18 protein-coding genes are annotated in these 16,686 nt (G+C 33.1%); 5 read left to right on the top strand and 13 right to left on the bottom strand.

Features of this window, described 5'->3' with window-relative positions; translation table 11 throughout:
• The first annotated feature begins 219 nt into the window (after window positions 1–219).
• Window positions 220–669: a 6-pyruvoyl trahydropterin synthase family protein gene (locus KLA_RS15095; RefSeq protein WP_013620779.1), complete on the top strand. Its 450-nt coding sequence runs from the start codon at window positions 220–222 to the stop codon at window positions 667–669.
• Between the two features lie 29 nt (window positions 670–698).
• Window positions 699–1,466 carry a UDP-2,3-diacylglucosamine diphosphatase gene (locus KLA_RS15090; protein WP_013620778.1) on the top strand — a complete coding sequence of 256 codons (768 nt, stop codon included), beginning with the start codon at window positions 699–701 and terminating at the stop codon, window positions 1,464–1,466.
• On the opposite strand, the gene KLA_RS15085 is transcribed toward KLA_RS15090, so the two are convergent.
• The 5 genes from KLA_RS15085 to KLA_RS15065 all read right to left on the bottom strand — a co-directional run bounded on the left by KLA_RS15085 (window position 1,463) and on the right by KLA_RS15065 (window position 5,822).
• On the bottom strand, window positions 1,463–2,584 hold the full coding sequence (locus KLA_RS15085; protein ID WP_051456129.1) for an OmpA family protein: 1,122 nt from the start codon (window positions 2,582–2,584) through the stop codon (window positions 1,463–1,465). The two genes, KLA_RS15090 and KLA_RS15085, sit on opposite strands and share 4 nt — an antisense overlap.
• Before the next feature lie 123 nt (window positions 2,585–2,707).
• Window positions 2,708–3,967 (bottom strand): MFS transporter, encoded by a 1,260-nt coding sequence (locus tag KLA_RS15080; RefSeq protein ID WP_034646743.1) that lies wholly within the window; start codon window positions 3,965–3,967, stop codon window positions 2,708–2,710.
• A 55-nt stretch (window positions 3,968–4,022) separates the two neighbouring features.
• The gene (locus tag KLA_RS15075) at window positions 4,023–4,379 is read right to left on the bottom strand and encodes a hypothetical protein (protein ID WP_034646742.1); all 357 of its coding nucleotides are present in this window, start codon (window positions 4,377–4,379) and stop codon (window positions 4,023–4,025) included.
• 11 nt (window positions 4,380–4,390) lie between these two features.
• Window positions 4,391–4,915, bottom strand: a complete 525-nt coding sequence (locus tag KLA_RS15070; protein ID WP_051456128.1) for an FMN-binding protein — start codon at window positions 4,913–4,915, stop codon at window positions 4,391–4,393.
• Window positions 4,899–5,822, bottom strand: coding sequence for a DUF6607 family protein (locus KLA_RS15065; RefSeq protein ID WP_034646733.1), 924 nt, complete (start codon window positions 5,820–5,822; stop codon window positions 4,899–4,901). The genes KLA_RS15070 and KLA_RS15065 overlap by 17 nt, the downstream gene beginning before the upstream one ends.
• 102 nt (window positions 5,823–5,924) lie before the next feature.
• On the opposite strand from KLA_RS15065, the gene KLA_RS15060 reads away from it, so the two are divergent.
• Window positions 5,925–8,057, top strand: a complete 2,133-nt coding sequence (locus tag KLA_RS15060) for a TonB-dependent receptor plug domain-containing protein (RefSeq protein ID WP_034646730.1) — start codon at window positions 5,925–5,927, stop codon at window positions 8,055–8,057.
• 10 nt (window positions 8,058–8,067) lie between these two features.
• Window positions 8,068–9,153 (top strand): HmuY family protein, encoded by a 1,086-nt coding sequence (locus tag KLA_RS15055; protein ID WP_034646728.1) that lies wholly within the window; start codon window positions 8,068–8,070, stop codon window positions 9,151–9,153.
• Between the two features lie 107 nt (window positions 9,154–9,260).
• Here KLA_RS15055 and recJ read toward each other — a convergent pair whose 3' ends face one another.
• Window positions 9,261–10,949, bottom strand: a complete 1,689-nt coding sequence (gene recJ / locus KLA_RS15050) for a single-stranded-DNA-specific exonuclease RecJ (RefSeq protein ID WP_034646726.1) — start codon at window positions 10,947–10,949, stop codon at window positions 9,261–9,263.
• A gap of 101 nt (window positions 10,950–11,050) precedes the next feature.
• Window positions 11,051–11,479, bottom strand: coding sequence for an OsmC family protein (locus KLA_RS15045; protein WP_013620768.1), 429 nt, complete (start codon window positions 11,477–11,479; stop codon window positions 11,051–11,053).
• Window positions 11,480–11,533: 54 nt separating this feature from the next.
• On the opposite strand from KLA_RS15045, the gene KLA_RS15040 reads away from it, so the two are divergent.
• The gene (locus tag KLA_RS15040) at window positions 11,534–12,136 is read left to right on the top strand and encodes a carboxymuconolactone decarboxylase family protein (RefSeq protein ID WP_013620767.1); all 603 of its coding nucleotides are present in this window, start codon (window positions 11,534–11,536) and stop codon (window positions 12,134–12,136) included.
• 68 nt (window positions 12,137–12,204) lie between these two features.
• Here KLA_RS15040 and KLA_RS15035 read toward each other — a convergent pair whose 3' ends face one another.
• The 6 genes from KLA_RS15035 to KLA_RS15010 all read right to left on the bottom strand — a co-directional run bounded on the left by KLA_RS15035 (window position 12,205) and on the right by KLA_RS15010 (window position 16,674).
• Window positions 12,205–12,756 (bottom strand): hypothetical protein, encoded by a 552-nt coding sequence (locus KLA_RS15035; protein WP_034646724.1) that lies wholly within the window; start codon window positions 12,754–12,756, stop codon window positions 12,205–12,207.
• Window positions 12,757–12,758: 2 nt separating this feature from the next.
• On the bottom strand, window positions 12,759–13,103 hold the full coding sequence (locus KLA_RS15030) for a HopJ type III effector protein (RefSeq protein WP_034646722.1): 345 nt from the start codon (window positions 13,101–13,103) through the stop codon (window positions 12,759–12,761).
• A 70-nt stretch (window positions 13,104–13,173) separates the two neighbouring features.
• Window positions 13,174–14,916, bottom strand: coding sequence for a M28 family peptidase (locus tag KLA_RS15025; RefSeq protein ID WP_034646721.1), 1,743 nt, complete (start codon window positions 14,914–14,916; stop codon window positions 13,174–13,176).
• A 28-nt stretch (window positions 14,917–14,944) separates the two neighbouring features.
• The gene (rsmI, locus tag KLA_RS15020; protein ID WP_013620763.1) at window positions 14,945–15,616 is read right to left on the bottom strand and encodes a 16S rRNA (cytidine(1402)-2'-O)-methyltransferase; all 672 of its coding nucleotides are present in this window, start codon (window positions 15,614–15,616) and stop codon (window positions 14,945–14,947) included.
• Window positions 15,617–15,630: 14 nt separating this feature from the next.
• On the bottom strand, window positions 15,631–15,987 hold the full coding sequence (locus KLA_RS15015) for a DoxX family protein (protein ID WP_013620762.1): 357 nt from the start codon (window positions 15,985–15,987) through the stop codon (window positions 15,631–15,633).
• Between the two features lie 9 nt (window positions 15,988–15,996).
• A complete protein-coding gene (locus tag KLA_RS15010; RefSeq protein WP_013620761.1) occupies window positions 15,997–16,674 on the bottom strand; it encodes a hypothetical protein in 678 nt (225 codons plus the stop codon).
• Between the last annotated feature and the right edge of the window lie 12 nt (window positions 16,675–16,686).

The raw sequence follows: 16,686 nt of genomic DNA, 5'->3' as shown, positions 1-16,686 counted from the left end.
TAACTCTGGTGCTGTTACTTTTTTTGAGTAAAAACTATAAATAGCCACAACACTAAGCTTTATAGCGTTAATCTAGTAAAAAGGCAAACGTATAAATCTCTATCATTAGTTAAAAAGGCAATTGTTTTGTCTTAATTAGCTATTTGGTAGAGATTTTATTTGTTCTTAAGTAAAAACATCTGCCGTAAAATAATACCTTTGCAGTGCAAATAAGTAACTATGAGTAATATTAGAATAACAAAACAGTTTAGTTTTGAAACCGGTCACGCATTATATGGTTATGATGGAAAATGTAGAAATGTACACGGACATAGTTATAAATTATCTGTTACCGTAATTGGGGCTCCAATAGCAGATAATACTAATGTAAAATGGGGAATGGTTATAGACTTTGGCGATCTTAAAAAAATAGTTAAAGAAGAAATTGTAGATGTGTATGACCATGCTACGGTTTTTAATAAAAACACACCACATATAGAGTTGGCAAATGAGTTAATGCAAAGAGGGCACAGTGTAATACTTGCAGATTACCAACCAACTAGTGAAAATATGGTGATAGATTTTGCTGCAAAAATTAAAGCCAGATTGCCAGAAAACATTAGTTTGCACTCATTAAAACTGCAAGAAACAGACTCTTCTTTTGCAGAATGGTACGCGGCAGATAACTAAAAAAATCTGTTTACGTATCTTTACTAGCAATGAAAAAAATTACAATTCCTAAAGGTAAAAAAGTATACTTTGCAAGTGACAACCACTTGGGTGCGCCTACTATGGCAGAAAGCAAGCCAAGAGAGAAAAAGTTTGTTGCTTGGTTAGATAAGGCTAAAGAAGATGCTGCTGCAATTTTTTTGTTAGGAGATTTATTCGATTTTTGGTTTGAGTATAAAACTGTAGTGCCTAAAGGTTTTACAAGGACCTTAGGTAAACTTGCAGAGCTTACTGATGCTGGCATACCTGTGTATTATTTTGTAGGTAATCATGATCTTTGGATGGATGGTTATTTTGAGGAAGAATTAAACATACCAGTTTACCACACACCTCAGCAATTTTTATTTAACAATACGTCATTTTTTATTGGTCACGGAGATGGTCTAGGACCACATGATAAGGGGTACAAAAGAATGAAAAAGGTGTTTACAAATCCTGTTTCTAAATGGTTTTACAGGTGGTTGCACCCAGATATTGGGGTATCTTTAGCTCAATATTTTTCAGTAAAAAACAAAGCAATTTCAGGTGATGATGATGTAAAGTTTTTAGGAGAAGATAATGAGTGGTTGGTGCAATATGCAAAACGCAAATTAGAAACCAAACATTATGATTATTTTGTTTTTGGACACCGCCATTTACCAATGACTATAGACCTAAACGGAAAATCTACCTACATTAACCTTGGTGACTGGATTGGTTACTATACCTACGCAGTTTTTAATGGCGAACAACTAAGTTTAGAAAAGTTAGAAAATTAATTTTCTAGCATCTTAAACTCTACCCTTCTGTTTTGTGTACGGCCTTCTTCAGTAGTGTTATCAGCTACAGGTTTGCTACTGCCATATCCTATCCATTTTACACGGTTTTCATCAATTCCGCTATCAATTAAATAGCTCGCCACTGCTTTAGCACGTTGGTTACTAAGTTCTAAGTTACGTTCTTTAGAACCAACAGCATCGGTGTGCCCGTAAATCTCTATAGAAAGCTTGTTGTTGTTGCGTAAAATTGTAGTTAATACATTTATTTCTTCTTCAGAAGCAGTTAGTAAATCAGCCTTATTAAACTCAAATAAAACATTTTTAAACGTGTATACTTTATTGCGCTCTATTTTTGGTGTAGCATCTGCTTTTTGTGGTACAGTTTCAGCATACAAAGGAGGCAATTCTCGGTCTTTTGCTTCAACACTAACATCATCTATGTAATAGTATGAGAAATCTTTTTCGTTTACCTCAGAGACTTTCATTTTTTGGGTTCTACTATTGCTAGCAAAATTTCCAATGGTAAAATTAGTTTCGTATCCTTTAGCGGTAAAAGGAATGTAAACTTGCATCCAAATTTGTTTGCTCTTATAAAAAATAGGATCTGGTTGCATATAATGGTCGTACACTAAACCATTAATTTTAGACAGTGTTTTGTGTGTAACTAAGGTTTTTTTGCTGTTTGTTATAGTAGAGCCAGCAATAGGTTTGTTGCTAAAAACAATACTAAAATCAGAAATTGCAAGCGTAGCATAATCCGCTAAGCTTACATAAAAGGTAACAATATATTTTTTGTCTTTTTCTAGTTTTTCATTTAAAGAGCCTTGTATATATTCTCTATAATCTTTATTAGAGTATGTAAAAATGCCAGCGTAAGCAAAACCGCTACGAGCTATTTGTTTGCCGTTGTGGTTAAAAAAACCAACAGTTCTACTACAAGAATTTAAGTAATCTGTAGTGCCTTGTAGTGTAGACCAATCTACTACATTGTTTGTAAACCTGCCAATGTCTTCTGGGCAATGTTTATAATCTTCAAAACTAGAGTTTTTAACAAGGTTTTGTGCAGCTCCAAATGCACCAATAAATATGGCAAAGCATACTGTATATAATGTTCTCATTTTTTATAGGTTGATAACTGTTTCTTTAGGTACTACAGTAAAGAATTTGCCAGCTTTTATCATATAGTAAACGTAAACAAATAGGATTTTATTTTGTTAAAAGAATAGAATATTAAAGCAAAATTATTCTTCTTTTTGGTGCTCTTCTACATCCTTGCTAAGGTCTAATTTTCTAAAGCTAGGAGAAAAAATAGCAGTGGCACCAACGGTAATCAACGTCATTGTTCCGCCAAAAACCACTGCGGTTACAGTACCCATTAATTTAGCTGTAAGTCCGCTTTCAAAAGCACCAAGCTCATTAGAAGAGCCTACAAACATAGAATTTACAGAGGCTACTCTGCCACGCATATGATCTGGTGTTTTTAATTGTAAAATAGTTTGCCTTATAATCATAGACACACCGTCTACAGCACCACTAAAAAATAAGGCAGCAACAGACACCCAAAAATAGGTAGACAATCCAAAAACAATTATACAAATACCAAAAGCAAATACAGCAAGTAGTAGTTTTTTACCAGCAAATTTGTGTAGCGGAAAACGGGTAGACATTAACATCATTAACGCTGCGCCAACAGCTGGCGCGGCTCTTAATACTCCAAAGCCTTCTGAGCCTACTTGTAAAATATCTTGTGCAAAAACAGGTAATAGAGCAACAGCGCCACCAAATAGTACGGCAATCATATCTAAAGTTAATGCGCCTAATACAGCTTTAGTTTTAAAAACAAAGGTTAGTCCTTCTTTTAAACTCTTAAAAACTGGCTCGCCTATTTTAGGATTAAGAATGGGTTTTTTAGGAATTTTCAGTAATACAATTAAAGCAAATAACGAAAACCCAAAAATTACACACATAGACCAGTGAACACCAATCCAACTTATAAAAAAGCCAGCTAAAGCAGGACCTAAAACAGATGCCATTTGCCAAGTAGTACTACTCCACGTAGCAGCATTTGGGTATATTTTTTTTGGAACAATTAAGGCAATTAACGAAAAAATAGTAGGGCCTAAAAACGCACGCGCCAAGCCGCCTAAAAAAACTAAAAAATAGGTAGTGTATAAAATTGTCTTGGTAGTAGTTTGTGCTATAACACTTGGCATACTAATAACAAATAAGCCAAAGCTAATTACAGAAAAACCTAAAATGCATTTAATTAAAAGGTTTCTTTTTTCTTTTTGGTCTACAATATGCCCTGCAAATAGAGCCATAGACACTGCAGGAATAACCTCCATAAGTCCAATTATACCTAACAAAAGCGGATCTTTAGTTAAGGAGTACACTTGCCACTCTATAACTATAAATTGCATAGACCACGCAAATACCATAGCAAACCTAACTAGTAAAAAAGTATTAAATTCTTTGTAGCGTAGTGCTGCGTACGGATCCATTTTATAACTGTTTAGTTAGTGTAAATGTATTACAATTAACAAAGAGTTACTAAACTTAATTGTTACAGATGTCACTTAAAAAATTATCTATGTTTAACTGAAAAATAGTGCCCTCTATTAAGTCTTTTATCGCTGTTAACTCATTAACGCTAACAGCCAAACTAACTTGTGGTACTGGTGTTTCTAATAACATAGCTCTGCACGATTTTTTTTTAGCGCAACAACTGCAAACGGCATTAGAGTTCATAGTGTTTTGTACATGCTCTGCAAAACGTATTAACTCTTTATGAGTAAGTAAAAAACCAGTATCTCTAAACACTACTTGTATTTTACTTCGGTAATTTTTAGTCTCTTTTTTCCAATGAAAGGCAATTCCAAAATCATTATAATAAATAGCGTCTATGTCTCTCATAATCGTATAGGTTAAAGAAGTTTTTTATTGTTTAATTTCTGAATAGTTTCTAGCACATCTTTAACCGCAATTGTCATACTTTTTGCAGAAATAGTTGCACCAGAAATAGCGTCTACATTTTCACCATACACTGGTTTTTTGTTTACAGATAAACCAATAAATTGTTTTAGCCAACGCTGTGCTCCTATTTGCCTGCCGTGGTCTTCTCTGTAAATTAAAACCTTTGTTTTTTTAATGCTTAAATCCTTGTTTACAAACACCACATAGTCAAATACATTTTTCATACTATTTGCTTGTCCAACGTATGCGTAACCTAGCAACTCTGCATCTGTGTTAATTTTAAAAACATAATCTTTAGGCGGAATCACATCACTTGTGATTCCGCTTAAACTAAAAGATTCTGTACCGTAAGCAAAGCTTATAGCTGCATCTACTTTTTTTTGTAATTTTTCTGGTAGTTGAGGGGTAGTAAACGCCAGTAACAAAAATGTAAAAGCAATACATAGTAGGGTAGTTCTTTTATTTTCCTGGTGCATTTTCTGTTGTTTTGGTTGATGCAAATTTTTGTATTAAAGCAAGGATTTCTTTTTCGTTAGCATTCTTTTTTTCTAACTCATAAAAATGCATAAATAATGGTTTTTTATCTACAGCTTTAGCAAGTTCTATTTCACTGTTTTTAGTGTATACTTTATTCCAAGCAGATCTAACTTTTGCCCAAAATTTCTTATTATTTTTCCACCAATCTTTTGCAGCTTTACATTGCTCATCTGGTACTCTTACATAGGTGTTATATCCTTTTTCTTGAGCTAAAAGGACGTCTTTTTTTCCGGTTTCTCTAATAATTTTATCATTGTCTTGTTCGTGTAACCAGCCATAATCTGTAATTTCTTGGCGGTTACCTCTTGCCATAACATTGTAATCACTTCTTTTAGAGTATTCTCTTCTTGGTAATGGAGAATCTGATTTGTTTTCCCAGTAATTTTTGCCATCTGCATGTATCCAAGTTGCAGATCCAGAGTATCTAGGGCTATCATCTACTTGGTAAACCAATTGTGTCCATTGTCCTTTTACTTCATTTTCCGGTAACTCTGTAAATACCCACTTGTTGTCTTTATCGTAATGAAAAACACGATTGTTTTCATACAACCAATCTTGCCTCCAATGCTTAATTACCATAGTATCTTTTATAACCAATAGGTGCTGTATAGACAGTTTGTTGTTTTCATCTTCAATTAACTCTGCCCATTCTAAAGCTCCAGAGGTGTAATCTAAATGCTTTTCATAATCAATTTCTGGTGCAAAAGTTTCTGTATACTTAAAATTCACTTTAAAACAACCACACATATCTTTAATAGATTCTTTGTCTAATTGTTTTTTGTCTTGTGCAACTCCTTGCAAACTAAAGCCAACTATTACTATGGCTAAAAAAAGTACTTTTTTCATAATTGTGTATTTGTATGTAATGTCTGTTTTGTTCCTACAAAAATATTAAATTTATTTAGATTGATTAAAAATAACATATATATTTGTCGAAAATTATTAGGAATGATTCTAAATAGTAAATATTTATCTATTTATTTTATGCTTTTTTTCTCTGTTTTTGTGTTCTCACAAGAGTTAAAAAAAGACTCAATAAACTTAAATAAGTTAGAAGAGGTAGTTGTTACTGGACAGTATAATCCGCAATCAATAAAAAAATCGGTACATAATGTTATTGTAATAAACAGAGAGCAAATAGAAAACCAGGCAGCCAATAATTTGGCAGATATATTAAACTTTAATTTAAACCTAACAATAGTTCCTAATGGGCAAACAGGAAAATCTACAATTTCTTTTTTTGGTTTAGATGCACAATACTTCAATATTTTGGTTGACAATATTCCTCTTGTTAGCGACAGCGGACTAGGTAATAATATAGATTTAACACAAATAAATCTTGATGACGTTGAGCGTATTGAAATTGTAGAAGGAGCAATGGGAGTTGAGTATGGAGCTAATGCTGTTTCTGGAGTTATTAATATTATCACCAAAAAATCTAGTGATAGTGATTGGAAAGTACAAGCAATTTTACAAGAAGAAACAATTAGTGATGAGTATGCTTGGTTTAATAAAGGTAAGCACATACAAGGACTAAATATTGGTCATAATATAAACAACAACTGGTATACTAGATTAGGAGTAAATAGAAATCAATTTGCAGGTTTTTATAATGGCAGGCAAGGTAAAAACTATTATAAAAATGATGGTTTAAGAGGGTATGATTGGTTGCCTAAAACACAAATAAACACTAACGCATTATTAAATTATACTAAAAATAACTTTAAGCTTTTTTATAAGTTTGAATACCTAAATGAAGTTGTTAATTACTATGATGCAGCTGTTAGAGCTAATATAGATACACAATCGCAAACTAGTAACCCGTCTGCAACAGATAGAATTTTTACAACCAATAGATTTGTTAATAATTTAAGTGTAAACGGAAGATTAAATTCTGGCGCTAATTACAAGGCTTCTGCATCTTATCAAAAACAAAAGCGCAACCTAAATGAGTTTAATAATTATATAATTACAAACCAGAGAAGTAATGAAACTGATGAGGTTTACCAATCTAGTAGTGTGTTTTTCTCTAAAGGAAGTATTAACAACCTAATTAAAAGTGATTCTTATAATTTTCAATTGGGTTATGAATCTCGTTTTATTAAAGGTTTTGATACCCAGGCTTCTGGAGAGGTAACAGAGCAAGACAAAGAACAGTCTCAAAGTAATTATGCAGTATTTGGATCTTCAGAAATAAATGCTTTAGATAAAATTCTTTTACGACCTGGTTTACGCTATGAATACAATTCAATTTTTAAATCAAAACTTTTAGGTTCTTTAAGCGCACGCTACCTTATAAAAAATGGGTTTGAGTTAAGAGCAAACCTAGGGAACTCCTACCGTACACCAAATTTTGAAGAATTGTACTATTATTTTGTAGATAGCAATCATGATGTTAGAGGTAATGAAAATTTGAAGCCAGAAAACGGTTTTACGTCTTTTTTAAATTTAAAAAAACGTAGCTGGATTAAAAATACGTCGCTTTTAAACACATTAAAATTTACCTATATAGACGTAAAAGATAAAATTGATTTAGCCATTGTAAACCAAACGCCATTACAGTATCAATACATAAATATTAATGAGTATAAGTTGTGGGGTGTAACATTAGATAATAGCTTAAAAACAGATAATTGGACGCTTAATTTAGGTGCTACAATACAAGGTATTTCTCAGGTTGCTAATGATGAGGCAAACTCAGGAGATAAATTCCTTTATTCTTTTCAATTAAATACAAGCAGTACATACCAGATAGAAAAATGGAGTACAGCAGTAACTGTACTTTTAAAACACACGGGAGAACAACAAAACTATAGCGCTACAGGAACTGATGCTAACGGAAACCCAACGTTTTCCAAAACAACTACCAATGCTTACAATTGGGTAGATGCCTCATTTAAAAAATCTTTTTTAGAGAATACTTTTCAGGTTACTCTAGGAGCCAGAAACTTATTAGATGTTACTACTGTAGATGTTAATGGCCCTGTAGGAGAGGGAACTCATTCTTCTGCTAGCAATGGTATTTTACTTGGTTACGGACGATCTTATTACTTAAAACTATTATATAACCTTAAATTTTAAAATTACAATTATGTTAAACAAATTTTTAACTATTACACTATGTGCTACAGTTATAGCTTTTACTAGCTGTAGTAAGGATGACGAGCCTGGCGAAGCTATTAAAGTTGTTATAGAAGGAGCGTCAATAGCTCCAAATGTAGGAGGACCAAACGAGCCAAACCAAGTATATGTAGATTTAAGTGCCAATACATCTTCAGTAGTACAAAGAGATACTTGGGATTTAGGATTTTTCTCTGGTGAAAATTTTAGAGTAGTGCTTAATGGTTCAATATATATGGCAACAGCTAAACTTTCTGTTATAGATATTGATGCTATAAACTCCACTTCACAAGAAATTAAAGATTTACAGCCACAGGTAGCTATTGGTACTTTTGATCCTGCAAATTCTGAATTTGTTGATGCCCCAGATGGTAACATTTTAGAAACTGCTTTAGATGAAATTTCTAGTACAGATGCCAATAACTCAGTATACCTTGTAAACTTAGGTTTTAAAGTTGGTACAGAAGTTCCTGGTACAGGTAGTGTTGCTGTTAGTGGAGAGTCTAGAGGCTGGAAAAAAATTAGAATTCTAAGAAATGGTAGTAATTATGTTTTACAATATGCAGATTTAGATGATACAACACATAAAGAAGTAGCCATTTCTAAAAATGGCGACCATAATTTTACATTTTTTAGTTTTGATACAGAGACAGAAGTTACTGTTGAACCAGAAAAAGAGAATTGGGATTTAAATTTTACTGTTTTCACTAATGAGATAGAAGGTTATGGGTCTTATGGGTATTCTGATTTTGTGGTTAATAACGCAAAAGCCAATGCACAAGTATATATGATAGATACAGAAGTTGAAACCGATTTAAATTATGACAACTTTACGTTAGCAAATGTTGATGCTTCTAAATTTATTAATGACCAAAGAGGTGTAGGAAGTAGTTGGAGAAATGGTGGTGGACCAGGCGCTCTACCTTCTTTAAAAGATAATGTTTTTTATGTGATGTCTGATACCGACGGAAACCTATACAAAATTAAGTTTTTAGCACTTACAAATGCAGATGGTGAACGTGGTCACCCAGAGTTTGTGTATTCATTATTAAAGTAAAAGAATAAACAATTATTTACCCCTAATAAAGGAGTTAATAGCAAAGTTAAGTTTTGAGTTAGTTTTTTTCTAAAAAGTCCAAGCATTTAATTTGTGTTTGGGCTTTTTTATCTAATATCCCTAAGTTTTAATTGTAAGCTAACAACCCCTTGCCACTCATTTTCGTCTAAAGAAAAAACAGCGCTAAAAGGCTTTTTGTTTTGTACTAAAGGCAATTTATTACCTAAATTAAAACCAATAGCTCCAATTGGGCTAGAACCGTTTTGTACAGCAGCTAATTTTAAATGCGCTTTTTCTTGCCCTACGCCTTTGGCATAACCTGTGTCTTGTAGGTTTTCTGCCATAAATACAGGCGACATATTACCAGGGCCAAAAGGTTCCATTTGTTTAATAATTCGCATTAATTTTGGACTTATTTCATTAAAATTAAGCTCTGCATCTATAGTAATTTCAGGAGTTAAAAGGTTGGGGTCTATAGTTTTTGTAACAACTTTTTCAAATTCTTTTTTAAACCCATCATACTGTGCTTCAGATAAGGTTAAACCAGCAGCATATTTATGGCCTCCAAATTGTTCTATGTGGTCTGCACAAGCTTCAAGTGCATTGTAAACATCAAAACCTTTTACAGAGCGTGCAGATGCAGCTAGTTTTTCGCCACTTTTAGTGAAAACTAAAGTAGGTCTGTAATACGTTTCTGTTAGTCTAGATGCTACAATGCCAATAACACCTTTGTGCCAATTTTCATTATAAACTACAGAGGTAAAATGTTTTTCTTCTTTGTTATCTGTAATTTGTACTAAAGCTTCTTTGGTAATTTCTTGGTCTAGTTCTCGCCTATCTGCATTGTACTGTTCAATGGCAGCAGCAAATTCTTCTGCCTGCTCCAAATTTGTTTCGGTTAGTAAATTAACAGCGTGCAAACCGTGTACCATACGCCCTGCAGCATTTATACGAGGTGCAATTACAAAAACAACATCTGTAATGGTAAGTACATCTTTTTTTATCTGATTTATAATAGCTTTAAAACCAGCTCTAGGCGTACTATTAATAACCTGTAATCCATAATAGGCAAGCACCCTATTTTCGCCAGTAATAGGGACAATATCTGCACCAATTGCTGTAGCAACCAAGTCTAAATAAGGTACTAAATCCTCTATAGTTTGCCCTCTTTTGCTACCTAAAGCTTGTATCAATTTAAAACCAACACCACAACCACAAAGCTCATCATACGGGTAATTGCAATCGTTCCTTTTGGCATCTAAAACAGCAACAGCATTTGGTAACGTAGCACCAGGTCTGTGGTGGTCACAAATAATAAAATCTACACCTTTTTCTTTTGCATAAGCAACTTTATCTACCGCTTTTACACCACAATCTAATGCAATAATTAGACTAATATCATTATCATCTGCATAGTCAATACCGGCATAAGACACACCATAACCTTCTTTATATCTATCCGGAATATAAGTAGTAACATTAGGGTAGTAACTTTGTAAATAAGATGATACTAACGCAACAGAAGTTGTGCCATCTACATCATAATCGCCAAAAACCATAATATTTTCTTCATTGGCAATAGCTTGCTCTATACGAGCAATAGCCAAATCCATATCTTTTAATAAATATGGGTCGTGTAAATCTGATAGTTGTGGTCTAAAGTATTTTTTAGCCTCTTCAAAAGTTGTTATACCGCGTTGTAGTAATAGTTTAGCCACAATTTCATCAACCTGCAATGCATTTTGTAGTTCGGCTACTTTAGCAGCATCAGGTTTAGGTTTTATGGTCCAGCGCATGTAGTGTTTTTTGTATTTAAGAGTTAAGATGCAAGAGTCAAGATAAAAGAACTTTAAACTTATTTTTTTTGAACTTTAGTTTATAATCTTCAACAGTTAATTTAAGCGTGATGAAAAATAGTTTTAATATCTAATGTTGCAAAACGTCTAAACATTTCCATAACACCACAGTATTTTTCAACTGATAAATCTACCGCACGTTGCAATTTTTTTTCATCTAAATTACTGCCGTGAAAATGGTATTCTATAGTAACAGCATCATAATACTTAGGGTGCTCATCTGTTAAGTTTGCAATAGTTTCAATTGTAAACTCATCTACATCTAACTTCATTTTTTTCATTAAAGATGCAACGTCTAAACCAGAACAACCTGCTAAGCCAGCAAGCATAAGCGCTTTAGGTCTGTAACCTTGCCCGTCACCACCATCTTCTTTGGCAATATCTATAGTTAAGTTATTCCCAGACGGGTTGTTACTTTCAAAAGCCATGTTGCCCAACCATTTGGTTGTAATATGATTTGTTGTACTCATAATTTTTTTTCGTTTCTTGTAGATTCAAAAATACAACTAAATATAAAAATAACTATGGCTTTAGTAAACCCTTTAGATCCTAATCACGATTCTGAAACAAAAGAATTGGCAGAATTTTTTAATGAGACCTTAGGCTTTTGTCCTAATTCTGTTTTAACAATGCAGCACAGACCAGCAATATCCAAGGCTTTTATAAACTTAAATAAAGCTGTTATGGCTAATGAGGGTAATGTAACATCTGCATTAAAACGTATGATTGCTTGGGTTAGTAGTAACGCTACTGGTTGTAGATATTGCCAAGCACATGCTATTAGAGCAGCAGAACGTTACGGAGCAGAGCAAGAGCAGTTAGATAATATTTGGGAGTACAGAACTCACGCTGCTTTTTCTGATGCAGAACGTGCAGCCCTAGATTTTTCTTTAGCAGCATCTCAAGTGCCAAATGCTGTAAATGCAGAAATTAAAGAGAATTTATACAAGTATTGGAACGAAGGTGAAATTGTAGAAATGTTAGGTGTTATTTCTTTATTTGGATATTTAAATAGATGGAATGACTCTATGGGAACTTCTATTGAAGAAGGCGCTGTAGAAAGTGGAAATCAATATTTAGGTAAACACGGTTGGGAAGAAGGTAAACACAACGGAAGTGCTTACTAAAAAGAAACCCGCATACTATTTATAAGCCCTGCCATTTTGGTGGGGTTTTATTGTTTTAGATTGATGTCCTATTTGCTTGTAACAGTAAGTTCACCATCATTAGGAATGGCATATTCTTCACAAGAATTTTTAATTTCGTTGTAGCGTTTAGGGGAAACATCTAACCAGAAATCATCACCAAAAAGATTAAAAAAGTACCTGTTATCAACGTGCTTTTGATACATACTTTCCATCTTATAATTGTTTTTTGTAGTGGTGGAGTTTGTAACAGAATCGGTAACAGTTATAGGGTAGTTGTTTTTATTTACGTAGTGTATATAAATAGTGTCTTTACAAAACAAAAAGTTTTTAGGTTCTCCGCTGCCCAAACTCCAGTTAACATCTGGTTCATGTAGTAAAACATTGTATTTGTAGGTGTGCGTAGTACCGTAATTTGTGCCTGTTAATATACCTATAGATGTTTTGTCTTTATTGGTTTTAAAAACAGTTAATCGCATACCATTTGGTAAAACCGAGCTTTTTTCGGTAGTACTTTCTTGTGTATTGCTTTTACAACTTAATATGCTTACACTAAAAGCAAATAATATGGTATAGTTAATTGCTTTAAAATTGATTTTCATCTTTATTTTTTTATTAAAGCTTCAGTATCAAAAGCTAAGCCGCTAAAACCAGTTTTTATAAAATTTCTAATGTTTAAGTGTCCGTTTCCCTCCGGGTCTTGTAACACATCTTTTCTATAGTAATCTCCAAAACAAGCCAAAGTTTCTTCTTTGGATAATTCTTGTTTTAAAGCAAAAGCAAACAATTTACAAGAACCAGAGTTTTCACCCTCTTTATTCTCTAAGCTGCCATTTTTAAAAGCAGTTGGTGTAAAGGTGTAATTATCTTCAATAACCTGCATTGTATCTGTAAAAGCAATAGTAGTTGGGTTGTTTTTTAGTTTTTCTTTAAATTGATCTAAAGTCATATGGTAAAAGTATAATTGATTTTTAATATGTTTATCCCGTTTTACAGTGAAAAAATAAGAAGGGAAGCTCTTACCTTTTTAGCTCAGCAATGCAATGTTCTGCAGTTAGCTTTATTGTTGCTTGGGCATTAACAATGGTAGTATTTATGGATGATGTGCTAGTAACCATATCTAAAGTTGATTTAATAGCTTTAGTATACCAATTTTGCCAAGCATTTATAATGTTTATTTGTGTTTGTAGTTTACCTCCTTTTGCTAATGCTAGCTTTCCTTGTTTTAGCTCTTCGTTTAGGCGAGTAATAGCAGCTTTTTCAATATCAGAAATAATAATTTTTGCGGTATGTTTATTTGCGTTTAAAAGAGTATAAGCACTAATTAAAGCTGCTGTGCCTACGTTTTTAAGTGTAGTTTTAGAAACCTTATCTAGTCTGTCATTATCTGTGTGATAAAATTGATCTGTAAAATGCCAAAATAATACTCCAGGAATATCTGCAGCTAAAAACGGGGTATGGTCACTACCGCCTTCATAAGGATTTGTATTTACCTCCCAGTTTGTACGTTTGCCTTGTTCTTTAAATATTTTTAGTACAAAATCATTTAAATAATGTGGTTTCATTTGTTCTAAAGACAAAACGCTGCCGCCCCATTCTGTATGTTTATCGTTTCCTCTTGTCCAAATTGCACTTGGATCTGGCATTTTTTCAATTAAAAACGAACCTCCTGTAATAGCGGTATTTTCGCCAACCATATCTAAACTAATTCCCCATTTTATATTTTTAGCTCTTGCTTTATCTTCTTGCACATACCTTCTGGTAGATACAATTTCATCTCCCCATAAAAAGGTTAATGTTCTTTTTGGGCTTAATTTACCTTCTTTAATAAATTTTGCTGTTAATGTGGCCATCTCTAAAGCAACGCCAACACCTGTAGCATTATCGTTTGCACCAGGTTCTTGTACGTGTGCGCTATATACAAGTCTTTGTTCTGGGGCAACTGCTCCTTTAATATCTGCAACTAACGTTAATTCTGTAGATGGGTAAATGTTGGTTTTAATATTTGCAGTAACAATTACTTTTTCTTTTTGCAATTTCTTTTTAAGTCTTTGTCTGGCGTCGTAAGACAGTGCTATTGCCCAGCCTTTAACATCTTTATTTTGTGGTATAGACCTAAACTGTATAGATGTTGTGTTTTTTTCTGGTTGTAAATAGCTTGGGTTGCTGTATGATAATATTCCTGCTGCGCCACCTTTAACTACGGCAGTATTAAAAACTCTAGCCGGACTAGTTTCTACAAAAACAATTTTACCTTTTACGTTAGTATCTTTTAGTTTAGAAACATCTGCAATATAAATCACCTCTGCTGTTACACCTTTTTTTGGTGTGCTGTAAGAGTTTAAAGCAATCATATTACTATTGGTGCTATTTTGCAATAAAGGCAATTTTTCACCTTGTATTGTTAGGCTAGCAGCTACAGATTCCCAAGTAGGTTTTTTTAATGGCCTTTCTTCTATTCTATAAGTTAAAATGGTAGAGCTATTCGCCTTTTCTTCTTTAATAAAACCAGCCTTTTCTAGCTCTTCAGCAACTTTATGTATGCTTTTGTTAAAACCAGTATTACCTACTACACGCCAATACTTTTCTACAAAGGCGGTAGTGTTGTAAGCTAAGTCTCCTGTAAACTCATTAACAACTAATTTGCTATAGTCTACAGTAGTATTTTTTGTTTCTACTTTGTTTGTAATAGTAGTTGTAGGTCTAGTTTTGCAAGCTGTAAAAGCTATAAAGATTAGGAGTGATATAATTTTTTTATACATACAAATGAGACTTACAGGTTTTTTGGTTTTATTTTTTACCACCAACAATAATCACAATTTCCCCTTTAGGAGGTTTTGCTGTGTAGTGTTCTAAAACTTCTTGTGCAGTACCACGTATTGTTTCTTCAAACATTTTAGTAAGTTCCCTAGAAACAGAAACGGGCCTGTCTGTGCCAAAATATTCCACAAAATGTCCTAAAGTTTTAATAAGCTTGTGTGGCGACTCATAAAAAATAATAGTTCTGGTTTCTTCAGCCAATAGCTTTAAACGTGTTTGTCTTCCTTTTTTAACGGGTAAAAAACCCTCAAAAACAAATTTATCATTAGGTAATCCGCTATTAACCAGTGCTGGCACAAAAGCTGTAGCTCCTGGTAGGCAGTCTACCTCTAAATTATTTTCTACACAAGCACGAGTTAATAAAAAACCAGGATCTGATATGGCAGGAGTTCCTGCATCAGAAATTAAAGCAATATTTTCTCCTGCTTGTATGCGTTTAACAATGCCGTCTACCGTTTTATGCTCGTTATGCATATGGTGGCTGTGCATTTGCGTGTCTATCTCAAAATGATGTAATAGTTTTCCGCTAGTACGTGTGTCTTCAGCTAAAATTAAATCTACTTCTTTTAAAACTTTAATAGCTCTAAAAGTAATATCCTCTAAGTTACCAATTGGTGTTGGTACCAAATATAATTTTCCCATTGTAAAAAGTATAATTAAGGTCTTTGGTTTTTACCAAAGTAGTAAGATAGTGCAGCACCTACAAAGGCTATAGCAGCAAATAGGTAACCACCATTATCTGTAATATAATGTGCGGCAAATGCCATTGTTGTATTTAGGAAAAAACCAAAGTAAGCCCACTCTTTAAGTGTTTTAGAAAAATTACCCCAAATAGCTACTAAGCCCAAAATTTTAGCAATTGCTAGTGGGTATATCAAATATGTAGGGTAGCCTAAGTGTGTAAAATACCCAGATATGGCATTGTGGTTAAAAAAATAGTTGTAAACAGAAAAGCACATAATTGCAGTAAGCAATAATGTGCCAATCCAATAAAGTATTTTAGTACTATTCATAAAAAAGTTTTATGCAAATTTACGTTCAATAATTGCCATAAAACGTTCTTCATACTCTTCTTTTCCTATCCAATTGTTATAATCTGGTTTTACCATATTATTTATAAATGAAACAGAACGCTCCTCGGTATCTATAGTACTAAGCTGAGACAATACTCTTTGGTAATCTTCATTACTATTATTAAATAGGTGTTTTACAAAAGCAAGTCTGTCATTTAAACCAATTTTTATTTCTCCATTTACAATTTTACTTGCTGTTTTTTCTTGTGTAGCAGCAGTTTTAGTATCTGGTACAAAAAGTTCTTGGTCGTTTTTAGCGTACTCAGGTTTTTGTGCAAACTCATTAAGCATATCATCTGTAGGTATTGGCTCACCCATTTCTGGCATCATATCCATAATGGTATTAATCCCAGGAGTAATAATATCTTCTTGGTGAGGATTACTTTCTGGTACAGATGTATTCTCATAAATTACAGCGTTTGCTAATTTTTCAAATTTTTCTGCAATAATATTTTTTGTAACATCTACTTCTACGTCGTGTAATTTTTCTTCAATAAATTTTAGTACTGCTAATTTCTCATATAACTCTTTAGCAGTTTCATATAAATCAGAAATATTATCTAATTCATTGGAAGTTAGTATGTCCGTAGACATTTTCATTAATTCTTGTTTTAATTTTTCCTTCATCTCCCTAATATT

Source organism: Cellulophaga geojensis KL-A (genome assembly GCF_000568425.1).
Classification (GTDB): Bacteria; Bacteroidota; Bacteroidia; order Flavobacteriales; family Flavobacteriaceae; genus Cellulophaga; species Cellulophaga lytica.
This window is presented reverse-complemented; position numbering and strand designations above follow the sequence as displayed.

Coding starts and splice junctions, on each gene's coding strand:
- KLA_RS15075 (WP_034646742.1), bottom strand. CDS start 4,379: ATGAGAGACATAGACGCTATTTATTATAATGATTTTGGAATTGCCTTT.
- KLA_RS15080 (WP_034646743.1), bottom strand. CDS start 3,967: ATGGATCCGTACGCAGCACTACGCTACAAAGAATTTAATACTTTTTTA.
- KLA_RS15025 (WP_034646721.1), bottom strand. CDS start 14,916: ATGTATAAAAAAATTATATCACTCCTAATCTTTATAGCTTTTACAGCT.
- recJ (WP_034646726.1), bottom strand. CDS start 10,949: ATGCGCTGGACCATAAAACCTAAACCTGATGCTGCTAAAGTAGCCGAA.
- KLA_RS15065 (WP_034646733.1), bottom strand. CDS start 5,822: ATGAAAAAAGTACTTTTTTTAGCCATAGTAATAGTTGGCTTTAGTTTG.
- rsmI (WP_013620763.1), bottom strand. CDS start 15,616: ATGGGAAAATTATATTTGGTACCAACACCAATTGGTAACTTAGAGGAT.
- KLA_RS15095 (WP_013620779.1), top strand. CDS start 220: ATGAGTAATATTAGAATAACAAAACAGTTTAGTTTTGAAACCGGTCAC.
- KLA_RS15060 (WP_034646730.1), top strand. CDS start 5,925: ATGATTCTAAATAGTAAATATTTATCTATTTATTTTATGCTTTTTTTC.
- KLA_RS15055 (WP_034646728.1), top strand. CDS start 8,068: ATGTTAAACAAATTTTTAACTATTACACTATGTGCTACAGTTATAGCT.
- KLA_RS15010 (WP_013620761.1), bottom strand. CDS start 16,674: ATGAAGGAAAAATTAAAACAAGAATTAATGAAAATGTCTACGGACATA.
- KLA_RS15070 (WP_051456128.1), bottom strand. CDS start 4,915: ATGCACCAGGAAAATAAAAGAACTACCCTACTATGTATTGCTTTTACA.
- KLA_RS15090 (WP_013620778.1), top strand. CDS start 699: ATGAAAAAAATTACAATTCCTAAAGGTAAAAAAGTATACTTTGCAAGT.
- KLA_RS15045 (WP_013620768.1), bottom strand. CDS start 11,479: ATGAGTACAACAAATCATATTACAACCAAATGGTTGGGCAACATGGCT.
- KLA_RS15040 (WP_013620767.1), top strand. CDS start 11,534: ATGGCTTTAGTAAACCCTTTAGATCCTAATCACGATTCTGAAACAAAA.
- KLA_RS15085 (WP_051456129.1), bottom strand. CDS start 2,584: ATGAGAACATTATATACAGTATGCTTTGCCATATTTATTGGTGCATTT.
- KLA_RS15030 (WP_034646722.1), bottom strand. CDS start 13,103: ATGACTTTAGATCAATTTAAAGAAAAACTAAAAAACAACCCAACTACT.
- KLA_RS15035 (WP_034646724.1), bottom strand. CDS start 12,756: ATGAAAATCAATTTTAAAGCAATTAACTATACCATATTATTTGCTTTT.
- KLA_RS15015 (WP_013620762.1), bottom strand. CDS start 15,987: ATGAATAGTACTAAAATACTTTATTGGATTGGCACATTATTGCTTACT.